The sequence below is a fragment of the Quadrisphaera sp. INWT6 genome (genome assembly GCF_015390235.1).
Lineage (GTDB): Bacteria > Actinomycetota > Actinomycetes > Actinomycetales > Quadrisphaeraceae > Quadrisphaera.
This window is the reverse complement of the sequence record NZ_VUOH01000002.1, coordinates 203,388-222,448: the sequence shown is the minus strand read 5'-3', so window position 1 is coordinate 222,448 and position 19,061 is coordinate 203,388. Positions and strand designations below refer to the sequence as shown.

Below are 19,061 nucleotides of genomic sequence, written 5' to 3'. Positions count from 1 at the left end.
CGGGGCGCTCGGCTGCGGCTCGCGGGGGCGGGCAGGATGGGGGAGGTGCCCCGACTCCTGCACCTCGACTCGTCCATCGGCCCCGCCACCGGCCCGGGCCGCTCGCGCTCGCGCGAGGTGACCGCCGCCTTCGCCCGCACCTGGGCCGAGGCCGGCCCCGACCACGAGGTGGTCCGCCGCGACCTCGTGGCCAGCCCGCTGCCGCACCTGCTCGACCCCGACCTGCACTGGGCCCCGGCGCTGCGGCCGGAGGGCTCCTCGCCCGACCCGGCCGCCGAGGCCGTCCAGGAGGAGGTCCTCGCGGAGCTCCTCGCCGCGGACGTCGTCCTCATCGGCGCCCCGATGTACAACTACTCCCTGCCCTCGACGCTGAAGACCTGGGTCGACCACATCCACGTGCCCGGGACGACGACGCCGTTCCCCGGCCACGAGGCCCAGCCCCTGCGGGGCCGGCCCGCCGTCGTCGTCACCAGCCGGGGCGGCACCTACGACCCGGGCACCCCCACCGAGACCTGGGACCACGCCGTCCCGCCGCTGCAGATCGTGCTGGGCGACGCGCTCGGCATGGACGTCTCGGTGATCACCACCAGCGCCACGCTCTCGGAGTCGGTGCCGGCCCTGGCCGACGGCGCCGAGCGCGCGGCGGCCGAGCTGGCCCGCGCCCACGAGCAGGCCGTGGCGACGGCCCGCCAGCTGGCGGCGCTGGTGCGCTGAGCCCGCGGGCCGGCGCCCGGACGCGGCGGCCGGGCGCGTCGACCCTCAGCCGCGGTCGAGCCAGCTCGGGTCGCCCTGCCAGCGCTCGGCGGCCAGGATCTCCTCGGAGTCCGGGCCGTCGGGCAGCGACAGGTCGACGAGCAGCGACAGGGGCACACCCCGCTTGAGCAGATCCATCACGGTCGAGCCCGGGGCGTTCTGGACGGACAGGTCCGGGGTGGGCTGGTGGTGCACTGCGGCTCCTTCGTGGTCTCCGCGTCCGTGCGGCTGCTGCTGGTTGCACCCACCACATCGGTGCCCCTGCCCACGACCTTGCGGCCCGCGCCCGGGAGCCACCCGCTCGGGCGCCACCCGGATGCCCCGCGGGGCGCCAGCGGCTCCGGAGACGACGGAGGCCCCGGTCAGGTTCCTGACCGGGGCCTCCGCGGCGGGGTGAGCGACGGGACTTGAACCCGCGACATCCGCGACCACAACGCGGCGCTCTACCAGCTGAGCTACGCCCACCATCGGCCGTGCGCGCACGGCCGGGACAGATCCTACGGCACGCCGTCGGCGCGCCGTGCCCGAGGCGCCTCAGGCGGGAGCCGTGCGCTCGGCCGCGGCCTTCGCCGCGGCCGAGTCCGGACCCGGCGCGGGCACGAAGACGGCCTCGCGGTAGTAGCGCAGCTCGGTGATGCTCTCGCGGATGTCGGCGAGGGCGCGGTGACCGCCGGCCTTGGCCGGCGCCTGGAAGTAGGCCCGCGGGTACCAGCGGCGCGCCAGCTCCTTGATCGAGCTGACGTCGATGATCCGGTAGTGCAGGTGCTCGTCGAGCTCGGGCATGTCGCGGGCGATGAACCCGCGGTCGGTGCCCACCGAGTTGCCGGCCAGCGGCGCCTTGCGGGGGTCGGGCACGTGGCGGCGCACGTACTCCAGCACCGCCTCGGTCGCCTCGGACATGGTCGTGCCGTGCTGCAGCTCGTCGAGCAGCCCGGACGTGGTGTGCATCGTGCGCACCACGTCGCGCATCTGCGCGAGCGACTCCTCGGAGGGCTTGATGAGGACGTCGATGCCCTCGTCGAGGACGTTCAGCTCGGAGTCGGTGACCAGCACGGCGACCTCGACGAGCGCGTCGACCGACAGGTCCAGGCCCGTCATCTCGCAGTCGATCCAGACGATGCGGTCGGAGGAGGGGCTCGCCACCGGCGTCACTGTAGTGACCCGCTCACGCGGCGCTGCACCCGGCGCAGCACCCGCAGCGGCACCCGGCGGGCGCGGCGCCCCCGCGCCGTCGGTCCCCGCGGCTAGCGTGCTGCGCCATGGAGCCCTTCCCCGCTCATCCGCCCCGGGGTGAGGGCGAGCCGCACCTGCACCTGCCCGAGCGCCGCCCCCGCCGCACGGGCGTCGGGCGGGTGCTGCTGCGCGTCGCCGTCGTCCTGCTCGTGGCCGGCTGCGGGCTGCTCACGCTGCTGCTGGTGCTCAGCGACACCGGCATCACGGGCTTCGGCGTCGGTGCGCTGCTGGCGCTGCTGCCGGTCTTCCCCGTGGTCGCGGCCATCCTCTGGCTCGACAGGTACGAGCACGAGCCGCCCGCGCAGCTGGTGTTCGCCTTCGTGTGGGGCGCGTTCGTGGCCACCTTCGTGGCGCTGGTGCTCAACACCTCCTCGATGGAGCTGATCCGCGCCGCCGGGGGAGACCCCGACTCCGCCGCGGTGCTGGTGGCGCCGGTCGTGGAGGAGACCACCAAGGGCCTCGCCGTCCTGCTGCTCTTCCTGTTCCGGCGCCGCGAGTTCGACGGCGTGGTCGACGGCGTCGTCTACGCCGCCCTGGCTGGCGTGGGGTTCGCCTTCGTCGAGAACGTCCTCTACCTGGGGCGCAGCTTCGCCGACGACGGCGCCACGGTCACCGCCGTGACGTTCGTGGTGCGCTGCCTGTTCAGCCCGTTCGCCCACCCCCTGTTCACCGCCGCGATCGGCGTGGGCATCGGCATCGCCGCCAGCCGCCGCAGCCGTGCGCTGCGGGTCCTCGCGCCGCTGGCCGGGTGGGTGGTGGCGGTCGGGCTGCACGCGCTGTGGAACGCCACCGCCAGCCAGGGCCTCCAGGGCTTCGTCGGCACCTACGTCGTGCTCCAGCTCCCGATCTTCGTGGCCGCCGTGGCGCTGGCCGTGGCCGCCCGCACCCGCGAGGGCCGGGTGCTGCGGCGCCACCTCGCCGGGTACGCGCAGGCCGGGTGGATCACCCCCGTCGAGGCCCGGATGCTCGCGTCGCTGCCCGAGCGCTCCCGCGCCCGCGACTGGGCGGGGCGAACCCTCGGCCCCCAGGCCCGCACGGCCATGCGCGACTTCCAGGAGCTGGCCAGCGAGGTGGCCTTCCTGCGCGACCGCATGGAGCGGGGCACCGCCCCCGCCGGCGCCGCCGAGGCCGAGCTGGCGGGCCTGCAGTCGATGTGGCGGCTGCGGCGCGGCTTCCTGGCCGCCTGACGGTCAGAGGCAGACCGCGTCGGACCGGGTCAGCGGTCCGACGCGGGCGCGCCGTCCGAGCGGGTCAGGAGACCGTCCACAGGTCGCGGGCCGCGCGCCACACCGGGAGCCACGCCCCGCCCTCGGTGACCAGCGCGGCCAGCGCCAGCGGCTGGGTCAGGCGCAGGTGCAGCAGGACGGCGCACGTCGCCAGCAGCGCCGCGCGCCCGCACGAGGGGGTCGCCCCGGCGGGGGTGCGCACCCGGAACGCGGCGGTGCCGCCGTCGAGGTCAAGGACCACACCGACGCCGGAGTCGTCGAGCAGCGCGTCGACGCCCCGAGACAGCGCCGCCACGGCCTCGCGGGCCCCCGGCGCCGTGGTGCTCGGCAGCGCGGACAGCGGCACCGCGTAGCGGCCCAGCACGTCGGCGGCGAGGGCCGCCGCCAGGGCGACCGCGGCCCGCCAGTCCGGCGTCCCGGCCCTCAGGTGGGGGAAGGCCGCGTCGATGAGCTCGCGCAGCGAGGCCCGCACCTGCTCGGGGACGGCGGCGCCCGCCTGCCCGGGCAGCAGCCCGTAGCGCGAGGCCTGCGCCAGGTGCGCGGCGACCTCGCGCGCCACCACCTCGGGGGTGCGGCCGGCGCGGCCCCGGGTGGGCTCGCTGCGCGGGGTCGCCAGCGGGGTCGCCGGCGGGGTGGCCAGCGAGGTGGGCAGGGGGGTGCGCGGCGCCGGCACGGCGAACCCCGCCGTCGCCGTCGCCGGCGGGAGCGCGGCGGACGCCCAGGTGGCTCCCCGCACCGCGGGACCGACGGGCGCCGCGGTCGTGGCCGCGTCCCGGCGCAGCGCCGGGGAGGGGGCGGCGGGGAGGGTCGTGAGGGGCATCCTCCGAGGCTAGGCGGCGGCCCGGCCCCGGCCCCGCCTTCGGCCCGCGACGCGCCGCAGGTCGTGCGCGACGGGCTCGCCGCGCCGCCCGGCGCGGCTCCGGAGAGGATGCGGGGATGACGACCTGGCTCATCACGGGGTGCTCCACCGGACTGGGGCGCGCGCTCGCCGAGGCGGTGCTGGAGCGCGGCTGGAACGCCGTCGTCACGGCCCGCCGCGAGGAGGCCGTGCGCGACCTCGCCGCCGCGCACCCCCGCTCGGCGCTGGCGCTGCCCCTCGACGTCACCGACGCCGAGCAGGCCCGCGCGGCCGTGCGGGCCGCGCACGAGCGCTTCGGGGCCGTCGACGTGCTGGTCAACAACGCCGGCTACGGCTACCGCTCGGCCGTGGAGGAGGGCGAGGACGACGCCGTCCGCGCCCTCTTCGACACCAACGTCCACGGCGCGGTGACGATGGCCAAGGCCGTGCTGCCGGGCATGCGGGAGCGCCGCAGCGGCGTCGTCGTCAACGTGTCGTCGATCGGGGCGCAGCTGTGCCCGCCGGGGTCGGGGTACTACGCGGCCACCAAGCTGGCGCTCGAGGGCCTGACCGGGTCGCTGCGCGCCGAGCTCGCGCCGCTGGGGGTCACCGCCGTCGCCGTCGAGCCGGGCGGCTTCCGCACCGACTTCGCCGGCAGGTCGCTGAACGGCACCTCGACCGTCATCGACGACTACGCCGAGACCGTCGGGCCCCGCCGCAAGGAGAACGACACGGTCCACGGCACCCAGCCGGGAGACCCCGCGAAGGCCGCGCAGGCGATCATCACGGCGGTCACGGCGGCCGAGCCCCCGGCGCTGCTGCTGCTCGGCACGGACGCGCTCTCCGCGGCGCGCGACATCGCCGACCGGCGCCGCGCCGAGCTCGAGGAGTGGGCGGAGCTGTCGGCCAGCACCGACATCGACGAGCCCGGCCGCTGAGCAGGCCGCCGGGTCGGGCGGCGAGGGGCCCGCTTCCCAGGGAGCGGCCCTACCCTGCCCGCGTGGTGCTGATCAGCCGGGTGGCGCGCTTCGTGGTGCTCGGTGCGCTGGTGTGGTCCTTCGTGTGCCTGGTCGCGGCCGTCAACGCGCACGCGAACTGGAGCGTCTACGTCCGCGGCGGCGCGGCCGACACCCATGACGCCGTCGAGGCGCAGGTGCGCTGGCAGTACTGGGTCGACCTGACGCTGTTCGGCGTGCTGGCGGCGGTCGCGGGGCTCGTCGTCGTCTTCTGGCAGGTGCTGCGGGTGGCGCGGCGGCTCCAGGTCGACAGGCCCCTCACCGAGGAGGAGCTGCTGGAGCGCCGCGGCCGCTGACGCCGGGTCAGGCGGCGAAGGGCGCGCCGGGGGAGAACAGCCCCCGCGCGAAGCGCTCCGCCACCCGGTGGTGGTCCAGCCCGCGGTCGCGCTGGTGGTCGAAGGGCGCGTCGCCCTCGTCGACGGGGTCGTGCAGGTCCAGGCCGTCGAGGAGGAACAGCTGGGGGTCGTCCGCGGCCCGCTGCCCCAGCACCTCGGACACCACCTCGCGGCACGCGCGCAGCGACAGGCGACCGGCGGCGGCGTCGTGGGCGCTGGTGGCGGGCAGCTCCTCGAGGTCGGGGTCGCCCAGCGGCGAGACCACCAGCAGCGGTGCGTCGGGGTGGCCCTCGCGCACGGTGTCGAGGAAGCCGTGCAGCGCCGGCCCGAACGAGCGCCGCCGCAGCGTGTCACCGGCGACGACGTCGCGGCCGACCTCCAGGCTGATGACGTCGGCGGGGGTGCCGCGCAGCGCCCTGGCGGTGAACGGGTCCAGGTGGGCGGCGCCGTCGAAGCCCAGGTCGACCAGCTCGACGCCGCCGAGCGCCGCGGCCAGCGCCGTCCACGTGGAGCTCGGGCTGTCGGCGCCGGCGCCGGTGGCTCCGCCGTGGTGGACCCAGGTGCGTCGCGCGGCGGGGGCGGTCGAGGCGGCGGTGGGGGCGTCGGCCCGCAGCGCCACCAGCGTGGTGATCTCGGTGTGGGGCAGCCACACCTCGACGTCCTTCTCCCCGGGCGGCAGGTGGCGGAACCGCACCGACCCGACCGGCCCGCGCCGCAGCTCGGCGGCGCCGGTGGCCGGGTCGACCTCCACCACGTCACCGCCGGAGGCCGTGGAGCGGGCCACCAGCACGCCGTCGACCAGCAGGTCGTACACGCCGTCCGGCGGCAGCGGGCCCGGTCCCGCGGGCGTCGAGGTGGTGGTGCGGGTGCGCACGACGTCGACCTCCAGCTGGGTGGCTGCCGTCCGCAGCGCCAGGCGCACGCCGGCGGGCCGCGCCACCGCCTCGGCGGTGGCCTCGTCGGGCAGCTGCGCCCGCGCCCACGCGGGCAGCCGCTGGGGGAGCAGGCCGCGGTCGGTGGCCACCAGGTCGAGCGCTCCCCGCACGAGGTCGGCGGTGATCGGGGTGGTGGTCCAGTGGGTCACCGGTCCCACCCTGCCCCAGGGCGGCGGGTGGTGGTCAGTCGACGTCGACGGGCAGGGACGGGTCGCGGTGGTGCTCGAGCGCTCGTCGCAGCTGCGCCTCCGTGACCCTGGCGCGCGACAGCGGCGGCAGCGCGTCGAGGGCGAACCACCCGACCTCGAGGGTCTCCAGCTCCTCGGCGGGTGCCACGTCGCCGGTGGCCCGGCAGAGGAAGAACAGCTTGTACACCGCCACCGGCAGCTTCGGCTCGTGGCCCTGCACGTCGCGGTCGTAGCAGGCGATCAGCCGCTCGACCTCCGCGCCGTACCCGGTCTCCTCCCGCACCTCGCGCTCGACGGCGGCCCGGGGCGTGTCGAGGGGGTCGGCCCAGCCGCCGGGTGGGCACCAGCACCCGTCGGAGCGCTCCCGCATGAGGAGCACCCGCCCGTCGTCGTCGAAGAGGACCCCGCGGACGTCGACCTTCGGCGTCGCGTAGCCGCTGTCGCGACCGAGCTCGGCGCGCAGCTCGTCGGCGGGGCGCTCGGTGAGGACGGCGAACAGCTCCACCGCGAGCGCCGAGGCCTGCGCGTAGCGCTTCTGGTCGTAGGGGTCGGCGGCGAAGGTGGCGCCGTCCTGCGCGAGGGCCGCCAGCTCGACGGCCACCCGGCGCACCCGCTCGGCGGCGCTGCTCTGGTCGCTCACCGGGCGATCCTCGCAGCCCGCGCTCGAGGGGCCGCGTGACGCCGGACGGGCAGAGGTCCCGCTGCAACCCCCGCGAGGTCTTGCTGCCGGAGTTCTGCCCGTCCCGCGTCACGCCTCGGTCCAGCGCGGGAGGGCGTCCCGTCGGGCATGCACAAGGACGCCGGATCGGGCCCTGGAGGGGGCGGAAGGCGTCTTGTGCATGCTCGGCGGGACACCTCGCCACGCCGAGGTCCGCGCCCCCGCGCTCGGGCGTGTCGCGCCTGTGGCGGGTGTGACTGATGTGACGATGCTCAGGTGCGAGCGCCCGTCCTGACCCTGGCCGACGTCGTCCCGGGGAAGCAGCTCGACGCGCTCCTGCGCACCCTGCGACCCGCCGACACGGGTGCGGAGTCGACCCTCGTGGCACTCGCCGCCCACCCCCGCGCCGGGGTGCGCAGCACCCTCGCCCAGCGCCTGCCGCTGATGGCCCACGGGGCCGGCGGCCCGGCGCTCGCCCTGGTGGAGGCGGTGGTGCGGCTGACCTCCGACGAGCACCCCGGCGTGCGCGAGTCGGCGTGCTTCGCGCTCGGCACGCTGTGGCGCGACCTGCCCCACCCCTGCGTCGACGACGCGCTCGCCGCGCGGCTCGACGACGAGCCCGAGGTCCGCGACGAGGCGCTCCTGGGTCTGGCCCACCGGCAGGACCCGCGCGCCCTCCCCGCCGTGCGCCGCGTGCTCGGTGAGCCGGTCGGGCTGGTCTCGCGCCTGGTGCTGGAGGCCGCGGGGGCGCTGGGTGACACCGACCTGCACCCCCTGGTCGTCGCCCACGCCGGTGACGAGGACGCCTGGGACGCCGACGACCTCGACGTCGTCGACGCCGCGGTGCGCCTCACCGACCCCGCCGGGCTGGGCGACGACGTGCTCGACGGCGTCGCCGACCTGTGCCGCGCCGGCGCCGCGGGGCGTCCGCCGGGCCGGTCCGTCGCGGCGTGGGAGGTGCTCGACGGGGTGCTCGACGTGGCCCCGCGGCGCGCCCGCCAGGCGCTGGAGGCCGTGGCCGCCCGGCTGGTGGGGGAGCCGGAGGCGCTGGTGCACCTGCGCGAGCGCTCAGCCCTCGGGGTGCTCGCCGCCAGCTGCGCCTGACAGCAGGCGCGGCGCGGGAGTCAGAGGAGGCCGGCGAGGCGGCGGCCGACGTCGACCAGGCCGACCCTGTCGAGCCCGTCGACGGCGTCGAGCGGGAACCACCCCGCGGTGTCCGTGGTTCCGCCGACCTCGTCGCGCAGCTCACCGCCCACCACGTGCGCCCGGTAGACGACCCGCAGCGCGTGCAGCGGGCCGCGGTCGGTGCGGAGCCGGTCCTGGGCGGGGATGACCTGGGAGTCCAGGCCGAGCAGGTCGCCCAGCTCGGCGTCGTAGCCGGTCTCCTCGAGCACCTCGCGGACGGCGGCGTCGGCCGGGTCCTCCCCGGGGTCGATGCCGCCGCCGGGGAGCGTCCAGCCGCTGCGGTCCTGCTCCTTCCAGTGCGCGAGCAGCATCCGCGGGCCGGTGCCGTGCTGGTCGGTGCGCTCTTCGACGACGACGGCGTAGGCCGCGACCCGGGTGTCCACGCCGCCAGTCTCGCCCCGACCGAGCACCGACCGAGCACCGGCGGAGCACCGACCGGGCATCGCTAGCGTCGAGGGGTGCAGACCCCGCAGCAGCTGCCCGTGGCCGCCGTCGTCTTCGACATCGGGGGCGTCCTGTCGGCGCCCGAGGGGGCGGTCCCGTCCGTCGCGGCAGCACTCGACCTGCCGGTCGCCGACGTCGACCGGGTCTACTGGCACCCGCGCGACGCCTACGACCTCGGCGCCCCGCTCGCCGAGTACTGGGACGCCGTCGGCGCCGGGCTGGGGCTCGACCTGGCCTCCCGCGCCGCCGAGCTCGACGACCTCGACGCCCGGCAGTGGGCGACCCTCGGCGCCGGGGCCGCGCAGCTGCTGGACGACGTCGTCCCGGCCGTCCGCGCGGCGGGGCTGCGGCTGGCGGTGCTGTCGAACGCGCCCGCCTCCATGGAGCACATCGTCAGGGCGTCGGCGTGGTCGGAGCCCTTCGACGTGCTGGTCTTCTCCGCCGCCGTCGGCGCGGCCAAGCCCGACCCGGCGATCTACGAGGCGGTGGAGCGCGAGCTGGGCCTGCCCGGCGAGCAGCTGCTGTTCTTCGACGACCGCCCCGTCAACGTCGACGCCGCCCGCGCCCGGGGGTGGCGCGCCCACGTCTGGCAGGGCGCCGACGACGCGCGCCGGCACCTCGTCGACGCGGGCGTGCTCACGGCCTGACCGGCGGGGTCGCGGCCCCCGGGGCGCCGCTGACGGCTCCGTCGTCGTAGCGTCGGTACATCGCCGCCATGCCGCCGCTGCTGTCGAGGCTGCGCAGCAGCGCGTCGGCGATGCCGGTCAGCTGGGTGATTTGCTCCGGGGTCAGGACGTCGACGACGTGCTCGCGCACCGCGGCCACGTGCCCGGGGGCCGCCTGCTCGATGCGCGCCAGCCCGCCGTCGGTGAGCACGCAGGTCGTGGCGCGGCGGTCGTCGGGGTCGGGGCGCCGCTCCACCAGGCCCCGCGACTCCATGCGCTTCACCACGTGGGAGAGGCGGGGGAGCGTGGCGCTCGTCTGTGCGGCGAGCTCGCTCATGCGCAGGGAGCGGGTGGGCGACTCCGACAGCATCGCCAGCACGAAGTACTCGAAGAGCGTGACGTCGGCGTCGCGCCGCAGCTGCCCGTCGAGGGTGCCGGGCAGCACCTCGAGCAGCGCCGCCACGCGCACCCACGCGGCGAGCTGGGTCCGGTCGAGCCAGGGGACGTCCACGCCGCCATCCTGCCCGGCCGATGGTTGTCGCTTCAACCTCTGGGTGCTACCGTCACCCGAAGAAGTTGAAGCGACAACTGTTGGAAGGGGCTGGGACGTGGACCCCGTCGTCCTGCGCCGCGGTGGTGGCGCGGCAGCACCGCTCGTCGTCCTGCTGCACGGGCGCGGTGCCACCGAGGCCGACGTCATCGGCCTCGCCGACCACCTGCACCCCGGTGGGGGTGGCCCGGAGTTCGTCGCCCTGCGCGCCCCGCTCGCCGAGGGCGGCGGCTTCGCGTGGTTCGCCAACGCCGGCATCGGCCGCCCCCTGCCCGACTCGCTCGCCGCCTCGACCGCCTGGTTCCGCGCCTGGCTCGACGCCGAGGCGCCCCGCGACGTCGGGCGACCGCGGCCGGTGCTGCTCGTCGGGTTCAGCGGGGGAGCGACCTTCGCGGGCGGCGCACTGCTGGCCGACCCGTCGCGCTTCGCCGGCCTGGCCACCCTCTTCGCGACGCTGCCGTTCGAGGCGGGCGTGCCCACCGCGCCCGGCCACCTCGACGGGGTCCCGGTCTTCGTGGCGCAGGGCGACGCCGACACCGTCATCCCGCCCGAGCTCCAGCGCCGCACCTGGGCGTACCTGCACGAGGAGTCCGGCGCAGACCTGACCGCCGTGCGCACGCCCGGAGGGCACGGGATGACGGCCGACGTCGTCGTCGCCCTGCGCGACTGGACCACGCGCACGCTCGCGGGGAGCCTCGCCTGATGGACCTCGGACTCTCCGGCCGCGTCGCCGTCGTCACCGCCGCCTCCAAGGGGCTCGGCCGCGCCAGCGCGCTGGCCCTCGCCGCGGAGGGGGCCCGCGTGCTCGTCTCCGCCCGCTCCGCCGACCTGCTCGCCGACCTGGTGGGCGAGGTCGGAGCAGCCGGCGGCGAGGCGCACGCCGTCGTCGGCGACATGACCGACCCCGCCGTGCCGCAGCGCCTGGTCGAGGCGGCGCTGGAGCGCTGGGGGCGGCTCGACGTCGTCGTCGGCAACGCCGGCGGACCGCCTTCCGGCCGCGCCCTCGACGTCGACGACGACGCGCTCCGCGCCGCCTTCGAGACGAACGCCCTGGCGTCGGTCCGCCTGGCCCGGGCCGCCGTGCCGCACCTGGTCGAGGGCGGCTGGGGGAGGGTCGTGTTCGTCGCGTCGGCCAGCGTCAAGCAGCCGATCCCGGACCTCGCCCTGTCCAACACCGCGCGCACCGCGCTGTGGGCGTGGACCAAGACGGCGGCGGCCGACGTCGCCGCCCGCGGCGTGACCATCAACCTCGTGTGCCCCGGCCTGCACGCCACCGACCGCCTGCTCGAGCGCGGCGTGCCCGCCGGCGCACGCACCGGCACGCCGGAGGACTTCGGCAAGGTCGTCGCCTTCCTCTGCTCCGAGCCCGCCGCCTTCGTCAACGGCACCGCCGTGGCCGTCGACGGCGGCGCCACCCTCGGCCTGCTCTGACCCCTGCCCCTCGTGGTGGCGGACGCCCATGACCACCCCCGCGGGGCCGTGATCATGGGCGCTGGCCACCCTCCACCGCTCGTCGACGTCCCGGAGGACCCGCCATGACCACCTCGACCAGCAGTGAGCTGCTCCTGCCCGGTGCCACCGCGATGGACGCCGTCACGCTGCACGTCGCCGACCTGCCCGGCATGACCGCGTACTACCGCGACGCCCTCGGCCTGGTGGAGCTGGACGGCGCGGCCGCGCGCACCGCGGTCGACCTGGCTTCGCCGTCGACCGGGAGCGCCGCGGGCGCGCAGCACGCCGTGCTCGGCCGGGGGGCGACGGCGCTCGTCGTCCTCGTGCACACCCCGGGGCTGCCGGCGCCGAAGCAGGGCGAGGCCGGGCTGTTCCACACCGCGCTGCTCTTCCCCGACCGCGCCGGGCTCGCCGACGCCGTGGCCCGTGCGGCGCAGCACCCCCGCTCGCGCTACGTCGGCTCGGCCGACCACCTGGTGTCGAACGCGTTCTACTTCACCGACCCCGAGGACAACGGCATCGAGCTGTACTGGGACCGGCCGCGCGAGCAGTGGGACTGGCAGGCCGGGCGCGTGGTCATGGACAACGCCCCGCTCGACCCGAACGCCTTCCTGCGCGAGCACGTCGCCGCACCGCTCGACCAGCCCGCGGGGGGCTCCGCCGAGGTCGGGCACGTGCACCTCAAGGTCGGCGACGTCGCGACGGCGCGCGCCTTCTACGTCGACGCCCTCGGCTTCGAGGTGACGGCCGAGTGGCACGGGGCGCTGTTCGTCGCCGCCGGTGGCTACCACCACCACATGGCCATGAACACGTGGTCGAGCCGCGGCGCCGGCGCCCGCGCCGCGACCCTGGGGCTGGGCCAGGTGTCGCTGGTGCTGCCGGCGCGCTCCGACCTCGACGCCCTGGCCTCGCGGCTGCGCTCCGCCCGCGTGGACGTGCGCGACGACGGGCGCACGCTGCGCTTCGAGGACCCGTGGAAGAGCCTGCTCGAGGTGAGTGCTGCCGCCTGACCCGCCCGGTCCTGTGTGGCGCAGGGCCACCCCGTGCCACTCCTCCTGGCGCAGGGTGGCCCTGCGCCAGTCAGCCACTGGTGCGGAGCCCCCCAGCGGCTGCCGGATGCGCTGAGGACGGCGAGGCGGGGCCAGACGTGGCGGACGGCACCGCGAGGGCGGAGTCCGAGGTCAGGATCGCGTCTCCGCTGACCTCAGACTCCACCCTCGCGGAGCTGCAGGCGCGCCCAGGTCCGTGACGACCCGCCAAGACGTGGGCTCCCGCGTCTCGAGCCCCCTCGAGCCCGTGCTGGGTGGATCTGCGCCACTCCCTGGCTGGCGCAGGGCCACCCCGTGCCAGACCTACTGGCACGGGGTGGCCCTGCGCCATCAGGGGGAGCTCGGGGCGCACTCGACCCGGAGGGTGGCGGACGCCCATGATCACCATCGGGGTGGAGGGGGTGGGCGGCACGGCTCGTCGCCGTCCGGCGCAGGAGGGGGCAGGATGCTCCCGGCCCGATCACGGACCCGAGCGAGCCCCGAGCCCCACCCGACGGAGCGACCCGTGCCCCGACGACGACTGCCGCTGCCCTCGATGGGCCGGCGCGGCATGGCCCCCTCGCGCGACCTGTCGCAGGACGGCGCCATCCCGGCCCGGCCCCTGGCCCGCGGCACCAGCCTGGTCGACAGCGGCGTCTACGAGGACGGCGTGCGCGTCGCCTCCCCGCGCGACCTCGCCAGCACCGTCGCCGCCCTCGAGCAGCGCGGCGACCGGATCGCGTGGATGGGCCTGTACCGCCCCGCCCGCCCCGAGCTCGACGCCCTGGCCGAGGAGTTCGGGCTGCACGAGCTCGCCGTCGAGGACGCCGTGCTCGCCCACCAGCGCCCCAAGCTCGAGCGCTACGGCGACACCCTCTTCGTGGTGCTGCGCGCGGCGCGGTACGACGACGAGCACGAGGAGGTGGAGTTCGGCGAGCTGCACCTGTTCATCGGCCCCGACTTCGTCATCACCGTCCGCCACGCCGAGTCGCCCGACCTGTCCGCGGTGCGCAAGCGCCTCGAGGCCGACCCGGAGCTGCTCGCCCGCGGCACGGACGCGGTGCTGTACGCGATCCTCGACGCCGTCGTCGACGGCTTCGGCCCGGTGGTGCGCGGCCTCGGCATCGACATCGACGAGATCGAGGCGCAGGTCTTCACCGGTGACCCCGAGGTGTCGCGGCGCATCTACGAGCTGTCGCAGGAGGTCGTCGACTTCCTGCGCGCCGTCACCCCGCTCCAGACGATCCTCGCCGGGCTCGCCGGCGGCTACGAGAAGTACGGCGTCGACGAGGAGCTGCAGCGCTCGCTGCGCGACGTCGCCGACCACGTCACCCTCACCACCGAGCGCGTGGAGACGTACCGCACCCAGCTGCGCGACATCCTCGCCGTCAACTCCATCCTGGTCAGCCAGCGCCAGAACGAGGAGATCAAGGCGATGACGGAGGCGAGCTACGCCCAGGGCGAGGAGGTCAAGAAGATCTCCTCCTGGGCCGCCATCCTCTTCACGCCCAGCCTCATCAGCGGGATCTACGGGATGAACCTGCGGATCCCCGAGTCCGACGCGAGCTGGGGCTACCCCTTCGCGCTCGCGCTGATGCTGGTGCTGTCGGTGGGCCTGTACGTGGCGTTCAGGCGCCGCGGCTGGCTCTGACGACGGCGCCGACCCGCCCACCCGCCGACCGGCGGGGGTGGGGCTCGTCCCCGGTCTCCCGCACGGGGGTCGAGGATCACCCCGCGGGGTGACGGCCCGGGAGGGTGCGCGCCCCTAGCGTTCGGCCGTGCAGACGAAGGGCGCCGAGGCGCTGGTCCCCGAGCCGGCCGGCGCCCCCGCCGCCGAGTCCACCGCTGGTCCCGCCGGCCCAGCTGGCGCCCCCGGCAGCGGCTCCGCCGGTGTCTGGGCGCCGCCGCCCGCGGCCGACGCCGCTGCGCCGCCCGCCGCCGTCCGCTCCCCGCGCATCCGCGGGGTCGACCTCGCCCGCGGCCTGGCCATGCTCGGCATGCTCGCCGCGCACGTGTCGATGGCTCCCGAGCTCGTGCCCACCGACCCCTCCACGTGGGCCGGCGTCGTCCACGGCCGCTCGTCCATCCTGTTCGCCACCCTGGCCGGGGTGTCGGTGGCGCTCATGACCGGGCGCACCACCCCGCCCTCCGGCGACGAGCTGGTCCGCGCCCGGCTGCGGCTGCTGGTGCGCGCGGTCTGCCTGTTCGTGGTCGGCGGGGCGGTGCAGCTGCTGAGCACGCCCGTCGCCGTGATCCTCGAGTACTACGCCGTGCTGCTGGTGCTGTGCGTGCCGCTGCTCCAGGTTCGCTCGCGCTGGCTGTTCACGGCCGCCGGGGCCGTCGCGCTCGTCGTCCCCTCGCTCCTGGTGGCCCACCAGTCGCTCTCGGGCGTCGTCCCGGGGCTCAGCGGCGGTGGCGGCGAGCTGGGCCAGCTGGCCCTCAACGGCTTCTACCCGGTGGTGGTCTGGGCGGCGTTCGTGCTCGCCGGTCTCGGCGTCGGTCGCCTCGACCTGGGCGCCGTGCGCGTGCGCCGGTGGCTCGTGGTCGCCGGGACCAGCCTGGCGGTGCTCGGGTACGGCAGCTCCTGGGTGGCCACGCAGGTCTTCCCCGGCGTCGACCCCGCCGCCGCCTACGCCAGCTCGTCGTCCGGCTCCTCGGTGGCCGGCCCCTCGGGCTCGACGGCGTCGAGCGCACCCTCCTCCAGCGCTCCGTACCCGGACCCGGCGTACGCGGAGGGCGACGACGTGGACCTCACGGGCTTCGGGTGCATCGACTACGGGGATGGCACCTACTACTGCGCCTCGCCCGACTCCTCCTCGCCGATCACGCCCGAGAGCGCCGCGGACTGGGGCGTCGGTGGCGACGGCAGCGGCGGCCCCGGCGTGGTGTGGCCCACCGCCGACCAGCTCCTCGGCACCGCCGCGCACAGCGGGACCACGCCCGAGGTCCTCGGCTCCGGCGGCGTGGCCCTCGCGGTGATCGGGGTCTGCCTGGTGGTGAGCGAGGCCCTGGGGCGGCGCCGCCTGGGCTGGCTGGTGGCCCCGGTGGTCGCGGTCGGCGCGATGTCGCTGACCGTCTACTCCGCGCACCTGGTCGGGCTCGCCGTCACCACCCAGCTCTCCGGCGGGTACTCGGGCGGCTCCTCCGACGGCTGGTCCGCCGAGCCGTCGTGGCTCGTGGGCGGTGCGTGGCTGTACCTGCTCTTCGCCGGCGCGGCCCTGGTGCTGTGCCCGCTGTGGCTGCGCCTGGTCGGCCGCGGCCCGCTGGAGCGCCTGCTCACCTGGGTGGGGCGCCGCGCCGTCCGCGCCTGACCCCCGTGATCATGGACTTCCGGAACGCGGCGGCCCCGCGGTGCTCGGGAAGCCCATGATCACGGAGCGGAGGTGCCCCGGACGCCCATGATCACGGGGAGGGTGGTCTTGATCGCCCGAGGCGGGGCTGTGAGGCTGCCCCCGTGCCCGTCCCCGCCGCCGCGACCAGCACCTCCTGGCCCGTGGAGCTCCCCCCGCTGCACCTCGACGAGGCGTGGGCCCGCGCGGTGGTGCGCCAGCACTTCGGCCTCGACGCCGAGGCCCGCTCGCTCGGGAGCCAGCAGGACGCCAACTTCCTCTTGACCGGGGCCTCGGGCGACGTCGTCGCCGTCCTCAAGGCCACCCACCCCGCCACCATCGCCGCCGAGGTCGAGGCACACGACGAGGCCGCGGACCGCATCGCCGAGCGCTGCCCCGACCTGCGGGTGGCCACCGTGCTGCGCGACGCCGCGGGTGCGCCGCAGCGGCGCCTCGTGGACAGCCCCGACGGCCCCCTCACCGCCCGCCTCCTGCGGTACCTGCCCGGTGGCACGGCCGTCGACGACGGGTACCTGCACCCCTCGCGGGTGGCGCGGATGGGCGAGCTGGCGGCCCGGGTCGACCTGGCCCTCGCGGGCTGGAGCCACCCGGGCGTCGGGGGCGCCTCGGAGTGGGACCCGCGCCACGGCCTCGCGGCCGTCGAGGCGCACGCGCCGTGGCTGCCCGAGCACCGCCGCGCCGAGGTGCTCGCCGCCGCCCGCGCGGCCGCGGAGCGGGTCGCACCGCTGGTGGGGCTGCTGCCGGAGCAGGTGGTGCACCTCGACCTCACCGACGACAACCTGGTGCTCTCCGAGGGCGGCCCCCGCGCGGCGGCCGTGCTCGACGGCGTCATCGACCTGTCCGACGTGACCTGCACCTGGGCCGTCTGCGAGCTGGCCGTCACCCTGTCGTCCCTGCTCCACCACGACGGCGCCCTGCACTCCGGCCCCAGCGCGGTGCTGCCGGCGGTGCGGGCCCACCACGCGGTGCGGCCGCTGGCCCCCGCGGAGGTCGACGCGCTGTGGCCGCTGGTGGTGCTGCGCGCCTGCGTGCTCGTGGCCTGCGGCAGCCACCAGGTGGCCGTCGACGGCGGCAACGACTACGCCAGCAGCCGGCTCGAGCAGAACGAGTGGCGCATCTTCGAGCAGGCGGTCGCGCTCCCCGTCGACGTCGTGGCCGGGCTGCTGCGGGCCGCGCTCGGCACGCCGCCCGCCCTGCCCGACGAGGCAGCCCGCCGGCTCGGCGCCGCGGCCACCAGCACCGAGCTGGTCGCCGACCTCTCCGGCGCCGCGCAGCTCGACCTCGGCTGGGACGCCGACGACCTCGACGGCGGCGCCTTCCTGCGGCCGCGCGTGGTGGAGGAGCTGGCCGCGGTGCGGCTGGACGCCGGGGCCCGCGCGGTGGTGACCCGCTGGGCGCAGGCGCGCCTGGCCGGCAGCCCGGCCCTGAGCAGCGCGGTGCCCGCCACGGTCGCCACGGGGGTGGAGGTCCGTCCGGGGCTCCCGGTGGTGCTGCGCGCGCCCTGGGACGGCGCGGTCCGCCACCGCGACGGCCGCCTGGAGCTCACCGGCCGCGACGCGCGCCTGGTGCTGGACCTCGACCGCTGCGAGCGCGCGCCCCTCGCCGACGACGGCCCGGTCGGCGCCGGCCGCGCGCTCGCCGAGGTGTCCGAGGGCGACGTGCTGGGCGTCCAGCTGCTCACCGCCGGCGCGCCCGACGTGCCGGCGCTCGTGCGCGCCGGCGACGCCCCCGGGTGGCTGGCCCTCGCCGCCGACCCCTCACCCCTGCTCGGCCTGCCCGCGGCAGCCCCGCCGCACGACGGCCCGGGCGGTGCGCACGACGAGGCCGAGCTGCTCGCCCGCCGCGACGCCGGCGTGCTCGCCGAGGTGCAGGAGCACTACTACACCGGCGCCGTCCGGCCGCCCCGCGTCGAGCGCGGGTGGCGCCACCACCTGGCCACCACCGACGGGCGAGTGCTGCTCGACGTCGTCAACAACGTCACCGCCGTCGGCCACGCCCACCCCCGGGTCGCGGCCGCCGCCGCCCGCCAGCTCGCGCGGCTGAACACCAACTCCCGCTTCCACTACGCCGGCGTCGTCGAGCTGTCCGAGCGGATCGCGGCCCTGCTGCCCGACCCGCTCGACACGGTCTTCCTGGTGAACTCCGGCTCGGAGGCCACCGACCTCGCGATCCGCCTCGCCCACGTGGCCACCGGTCGCACCGACACCGTGGCCGTCCGCGAGGCCTACCACGGGTGGACCTGGGCCTCCGACGCCGTCTCGACCTCCGTCGCCGACAACCCCGCGGCCCTGGAGACCCGCCCGGCCTGGGTGCACACCGTCGAGGCGCCCAACACCTACCGCGGCCCCCACCGCGCAGCGCGGGGCGACGACGTCGGGCAGTACGCCCGCGACGCCGTCGCCGCCGTCGAGGAGCTCGCGGCGCGGGGCCGACCCCCGGCCGCCTTCATCGCCGAGGCGTTCTACGGCAACGCCGGCGGCCTGCCCCTGCCGCCCGGGTACCTGCGCGAGGTGTACGCCGCGGTCCGGCGCCACGGCGGCCTCACCATCGCCGACGAGGTGCAGGTCGGCTACGGCCGGCTCGGCTCCACCCTGTGGGGCTTCGAGCAGCAGGGCGTGGTCCCCGACGTCGTCGCCGTGGCCAAGTCGGTCGGCAACGGCCACCCCGTCGGCGCCGTCGTCACCACCCGCGCCGTCGCCGCGCGCTACCGCGACGCCGGGTACTTCTTCGCCTCCACCGGCGGCAGCCCCGTCTCGTGCGCGGTGGCCCTCGCGGTGCTCGACGTCCTGCGCGACGAGCGCCTCCAGGAGAACGCCCGCGAGACCGGGGCCCGCCTGAGGGCGGGCCTGGAGTCGCTGGCGCAGCGCCACCCGCTGGTCGGTGCCGTGCACGGCGAGGGGCTGTACCTGGGTCTGGAGCTGGTGCGCGACCGCGCCACCCTGGAGCCCGCCCGGGAGGAGACGGCGGTGCTGTGCGACCGGATGCTCGAGCTGGGCGTCGTGGTGCAGCCCACCAGCGACCGCCAGAACGTGCTCAAGATCAAGCCGCCGCTGTGCCTGGACGCGGCGGCCGTCGACTTCTTCGTCGGCGCGCTCGACCGGGCCCTGGGTGAGGTGACGACGCCCACCGGCTGACCTGTCCCCATTGTGGGAGACAGCCTGTGCCGGCCTGTCGGAGGACGCCGCGCCACCGCCAGGATGTCGCG

General features: G+C 76.7%; 19 protein-coding genes and 1 tRNA gene. 12 read left to right on the top strand and 8 right to left on the bottom strand.

Annotation, left to right across the window (positions count from 1 at the left end; all coding sequences use genetic code 11):
- Positions 1-45 precede the first annotated feature (45 nt).
- Entirely contained in the window at positions 46-714 is a 669-nt protein-coding gene (locus F1641_RS05975) for an NAD(P)H-dependent oxidoreductase (RefSeq protein WP_194903576.1), read from the top strand.
- Positions 715-759: 45 nt separating this feature from the next.
- On the opposite strand, the gene F1641_RS05970 is transcribed toward F1641_RS05975, so the two are convergent.
- The 3 genes from F1641_RS05970 to orn all read right to left on the bottom strand — a co-directional run bounded on the left by F1641_RS05970 (position 760) and on the right by orn (position 1,851).
- Positions 760-948 carry a hypothetical protein gene (locus F1641_RS05970; RefSeq protein ID WP_194903574.1) on the bottom strand — a complete coding sequence of 63 codons (189 nt, stop codon included), beginning with the start codon at positions 946-948 and terminating at the stop codon, positions 760-762.
- 197 nt (positions 949-1,145) lie between these two features.
- Positions 1,146-1,218: transfer RNA gene (locus tag F1641_RS05965), tRNA-His, on the bottom strand.
- 69 nt (positions 1,219-1,287) lie between these two features.
- Positions 1,288-1,851, bottom strand: coding sequence for an oligoribonuclease (orn, locus tag F1641_RS05960; protein WP_194904856.1), 564 nt, complete (start codon positions 1,849-1,851; stop codon positions 1,288-1,290).
- Positions 1,852-2,012: 161 nt separating this feature from the next.
- Between orn and F1641_RS05955 the strand changes: the two genes are divergently transcribed.
- On the top strand, positions 2,013-3,173 hold the full coding sequence (locus tag F1641_RS05955) for a PrsW family intramembrane metalloprotease (protein ID WP_194903572.1): 1,161 nt from the start codon (positions 2,013-2,015) through the stop codon (positions 3,171-3,173).
- 64 nt (positions 3,174-3,237) lie between these two features.
- On the opposite strand, the gene F1641_RS05950 is transcribed toward F1641_RS05955, so the two are convergent.
- Positions 3,238-4,032 carry a hypothetical protein gene (locus tag F1641_RS05950; RefSeq protein WP_194903570.1) on the bottom strand — a complete coding sequence of 265 codons (795 nt, stop codon included), beginning with the start codon at positions 4,030-4,032 and terminating at the stop codon, positions 3,238-3,240.
- A gap of 116 nt (positions 4,033-4,148) precedes the next feature.
- On the opposite strand from F1641_RS05950, the gene F1641_RS05945 reads away from it, so the two are divergent.
- Entirely contained in the window at positions 4,149-4,988 is an 840-nt protein-coding gene (locus F1641_RS05945; RefSeq protein WP_194903568.1) for an oxidoreductase, read from the top strand.
- Positions 4,989-5,050: 62 nt separating this feature from the next.
- Positions 5,051-5,362, top strand: coding sequence for a hypothetical protein (locus tag F1641_RS05940; protein ID WP_194903566.1), 312 nt, complete (start codon positions 5,051-5,053; stop codon positions 5,360-5,362).
- Positions 5,363-5,369: 7 nt separating this feature from the next.
- Here the strand turns inward: F1641_RS05940 and F1641_RS22955 are convergent, their stop codons facing one another.
- Both F1641_RS22955 and F1641_RS05930 read right to left on the bottom strand, forming a co-directional pair.
- A complete protein-coding gene (locus F1641_RS22955) occupies positions 5,370-6,485 on the bottom strand; it encodes an SGNH/GDSL hydrolase family protein (protein ID WP_194903564.1) in 1,116 nt (371 codons plus the stop codon).
- A 34-nt stretch (positions 6,486-6,519) separates the two neighbouring features.
- Positions 6,520-7,164: an NUDIX hydrolase N-terminal domain-containing protein gene (locus F1641_RS05930; protein WP_194903563.1), complete on the bottom strand. Its 645-nt coding sequence runs from the start codon at positions 7,162-7,164 to the stop codon at positions 6,520-6,522.
- A 294-nt stretch (positions 7,165-7,458) separates the two neighbouring features.
- Between F1641_RS05930 and F1641_RS05925 the strand changes: the two genes are divergently transcribed.
- Positions 7,459-8,286 (top strand): HEAT repeat domain-containing protein, encoded by an 828-nt coding sequence (locus F1641_RS05925; protein WP_194903562.1) that lies wholly within the window; start codon positions 7,459-7,461, stop codon positions 8,284-8,286.
- 20 nt (positions 8,287-8,306) lie between these two features.
- Here the strand turns inward: F1641_RS05925 and F1641_RS05920 are convergent, their stop codons facing one another.
- A complete protein-coding gene (locus F1641_RS05920; RefSeq protein WP_194903561.1) occupies positions 8,307-8,750 on the bottom strand; it encodes an NUDIX hydrolase in 444 nt (147 codons plus the stop codon).
- Positions 8,751-8,825: 75 nt separating this feature from the next.
- Between F1641_RS05920 and F1641_RS22950 the strand changes: the two genes are divergently transcribed.
- On the top strand, positions 8,826-9,458 hold the full coding sequence (locus F1641_RS22950) for an HAD family phosphatase (RefSeq protein WP_194903560.1): 633 nt from the start codon (positions 8,826-8,828) through the stop codon (positions 9,456-9,458).
- Here F1641_RS22950 and F1641_RS22410 read toward each other — a convergent pair.
- On the bottom strand, positions 9,448-9,987 hold the full coding sequence (locus tag F1641_RS22410) for a MarR family transcriptional regulator (protein WP_194903559.1): 540 nt from the start codon (positions 9,985-9,987) through the stop codon (positions 9,448-9,450). The two genes, F1641_RS22950 and F1641_RS22410, sit on opposite strands and share 11 nt — an antisense overlap.
- Before the next feature lie 97 nt (positions 9,988-10,084).
- Here F1641_RS22410 and F1641_RS05905 point away from each other — a divergent pair, with 97 nt between their 5' ends.
- The 6 genes from F1641_RS05905 (at position 10,085) to F1641_RS05880 (ending at position 18,990) form a co-directional block, all read left to right on the top strand.
- Positions 10,085-10,729 carry an alpha/beta hydrolase gene (locus F1641_RS05905; RefSeq protein WP_194903558.1) on the top strand — a complete coding sequence of 215 codons (645 nt, stop codon included), beginning with the start codon at positions 10,085-10,087 and terminating at the stop codon, positions 10,727-10,729.
- Positions 10,729-11,457 (top strand): SDR family oxidoreductase, encoded by a 729-nt coding sequence (locus tag F1641_RS05900; RefSeq protein ID WP_194903557.1) that lies wholly within the window; start codon positions 10,729-10,731, stop codon positions 11,455-11,457. The genes F1641_RS05905 and F1641_RS05900 overlap by 1 nt, the downstream gene beginning before the upstream one ends.
- A 104-nt stretch (positions 11,458-11,561) precedes the next feature.
- Positions 11,562-12,488, top strand: coding sequence for a VOC family protein (locus tag F1641_RS05895; RefSeq protein WP_194903556.1), 927 nt, complete (start codon positions 11,562-11,564; stop codon positions 12,486-12,488).
- Positions 12,489-13,032: 544 nt separating this feature from the next.
- The gene (locus F1641_RS05890) at positions 13,033-14,157 is read left to right on the top strand and encodes a magnesium and cobalt transport protein CorA (RefSeq protein WP_309225421.1); all 1,125 of its coding nucleotides are present in this window, start codon (positions 13,033-13,035) and stop codon (positions 14,155-14,157) included.
- 127 nt (positions 14,158-14,284) lie between these two features.
- Complete coding sequence (locus F1641_RS05885) at positions 14,285-15,817, top strand: heparan-alpha-glucosaminide N-acetyltransferase domain-containing protein (RefSeq protein WP_194903555.1); 1,533 nt, start codon at positions 14,285-14,287, stop codon at positions 15,815-15,817.
- A 143-nt stretch (positions 15,818-15,960) separates the two neighbouring features.
- Complete coding sequence (locus F1641_RS05880) at positions 15,961-18,990, top strand: aminotransferase (RefSeq protein ID WP_194903554.1); 3,030 nt, start codon at positions 15,961-15,963, stop codon at positions 18,988-18,990.
- Positions 18,991-19,061 lie beyond the last annotated feature (71 nt).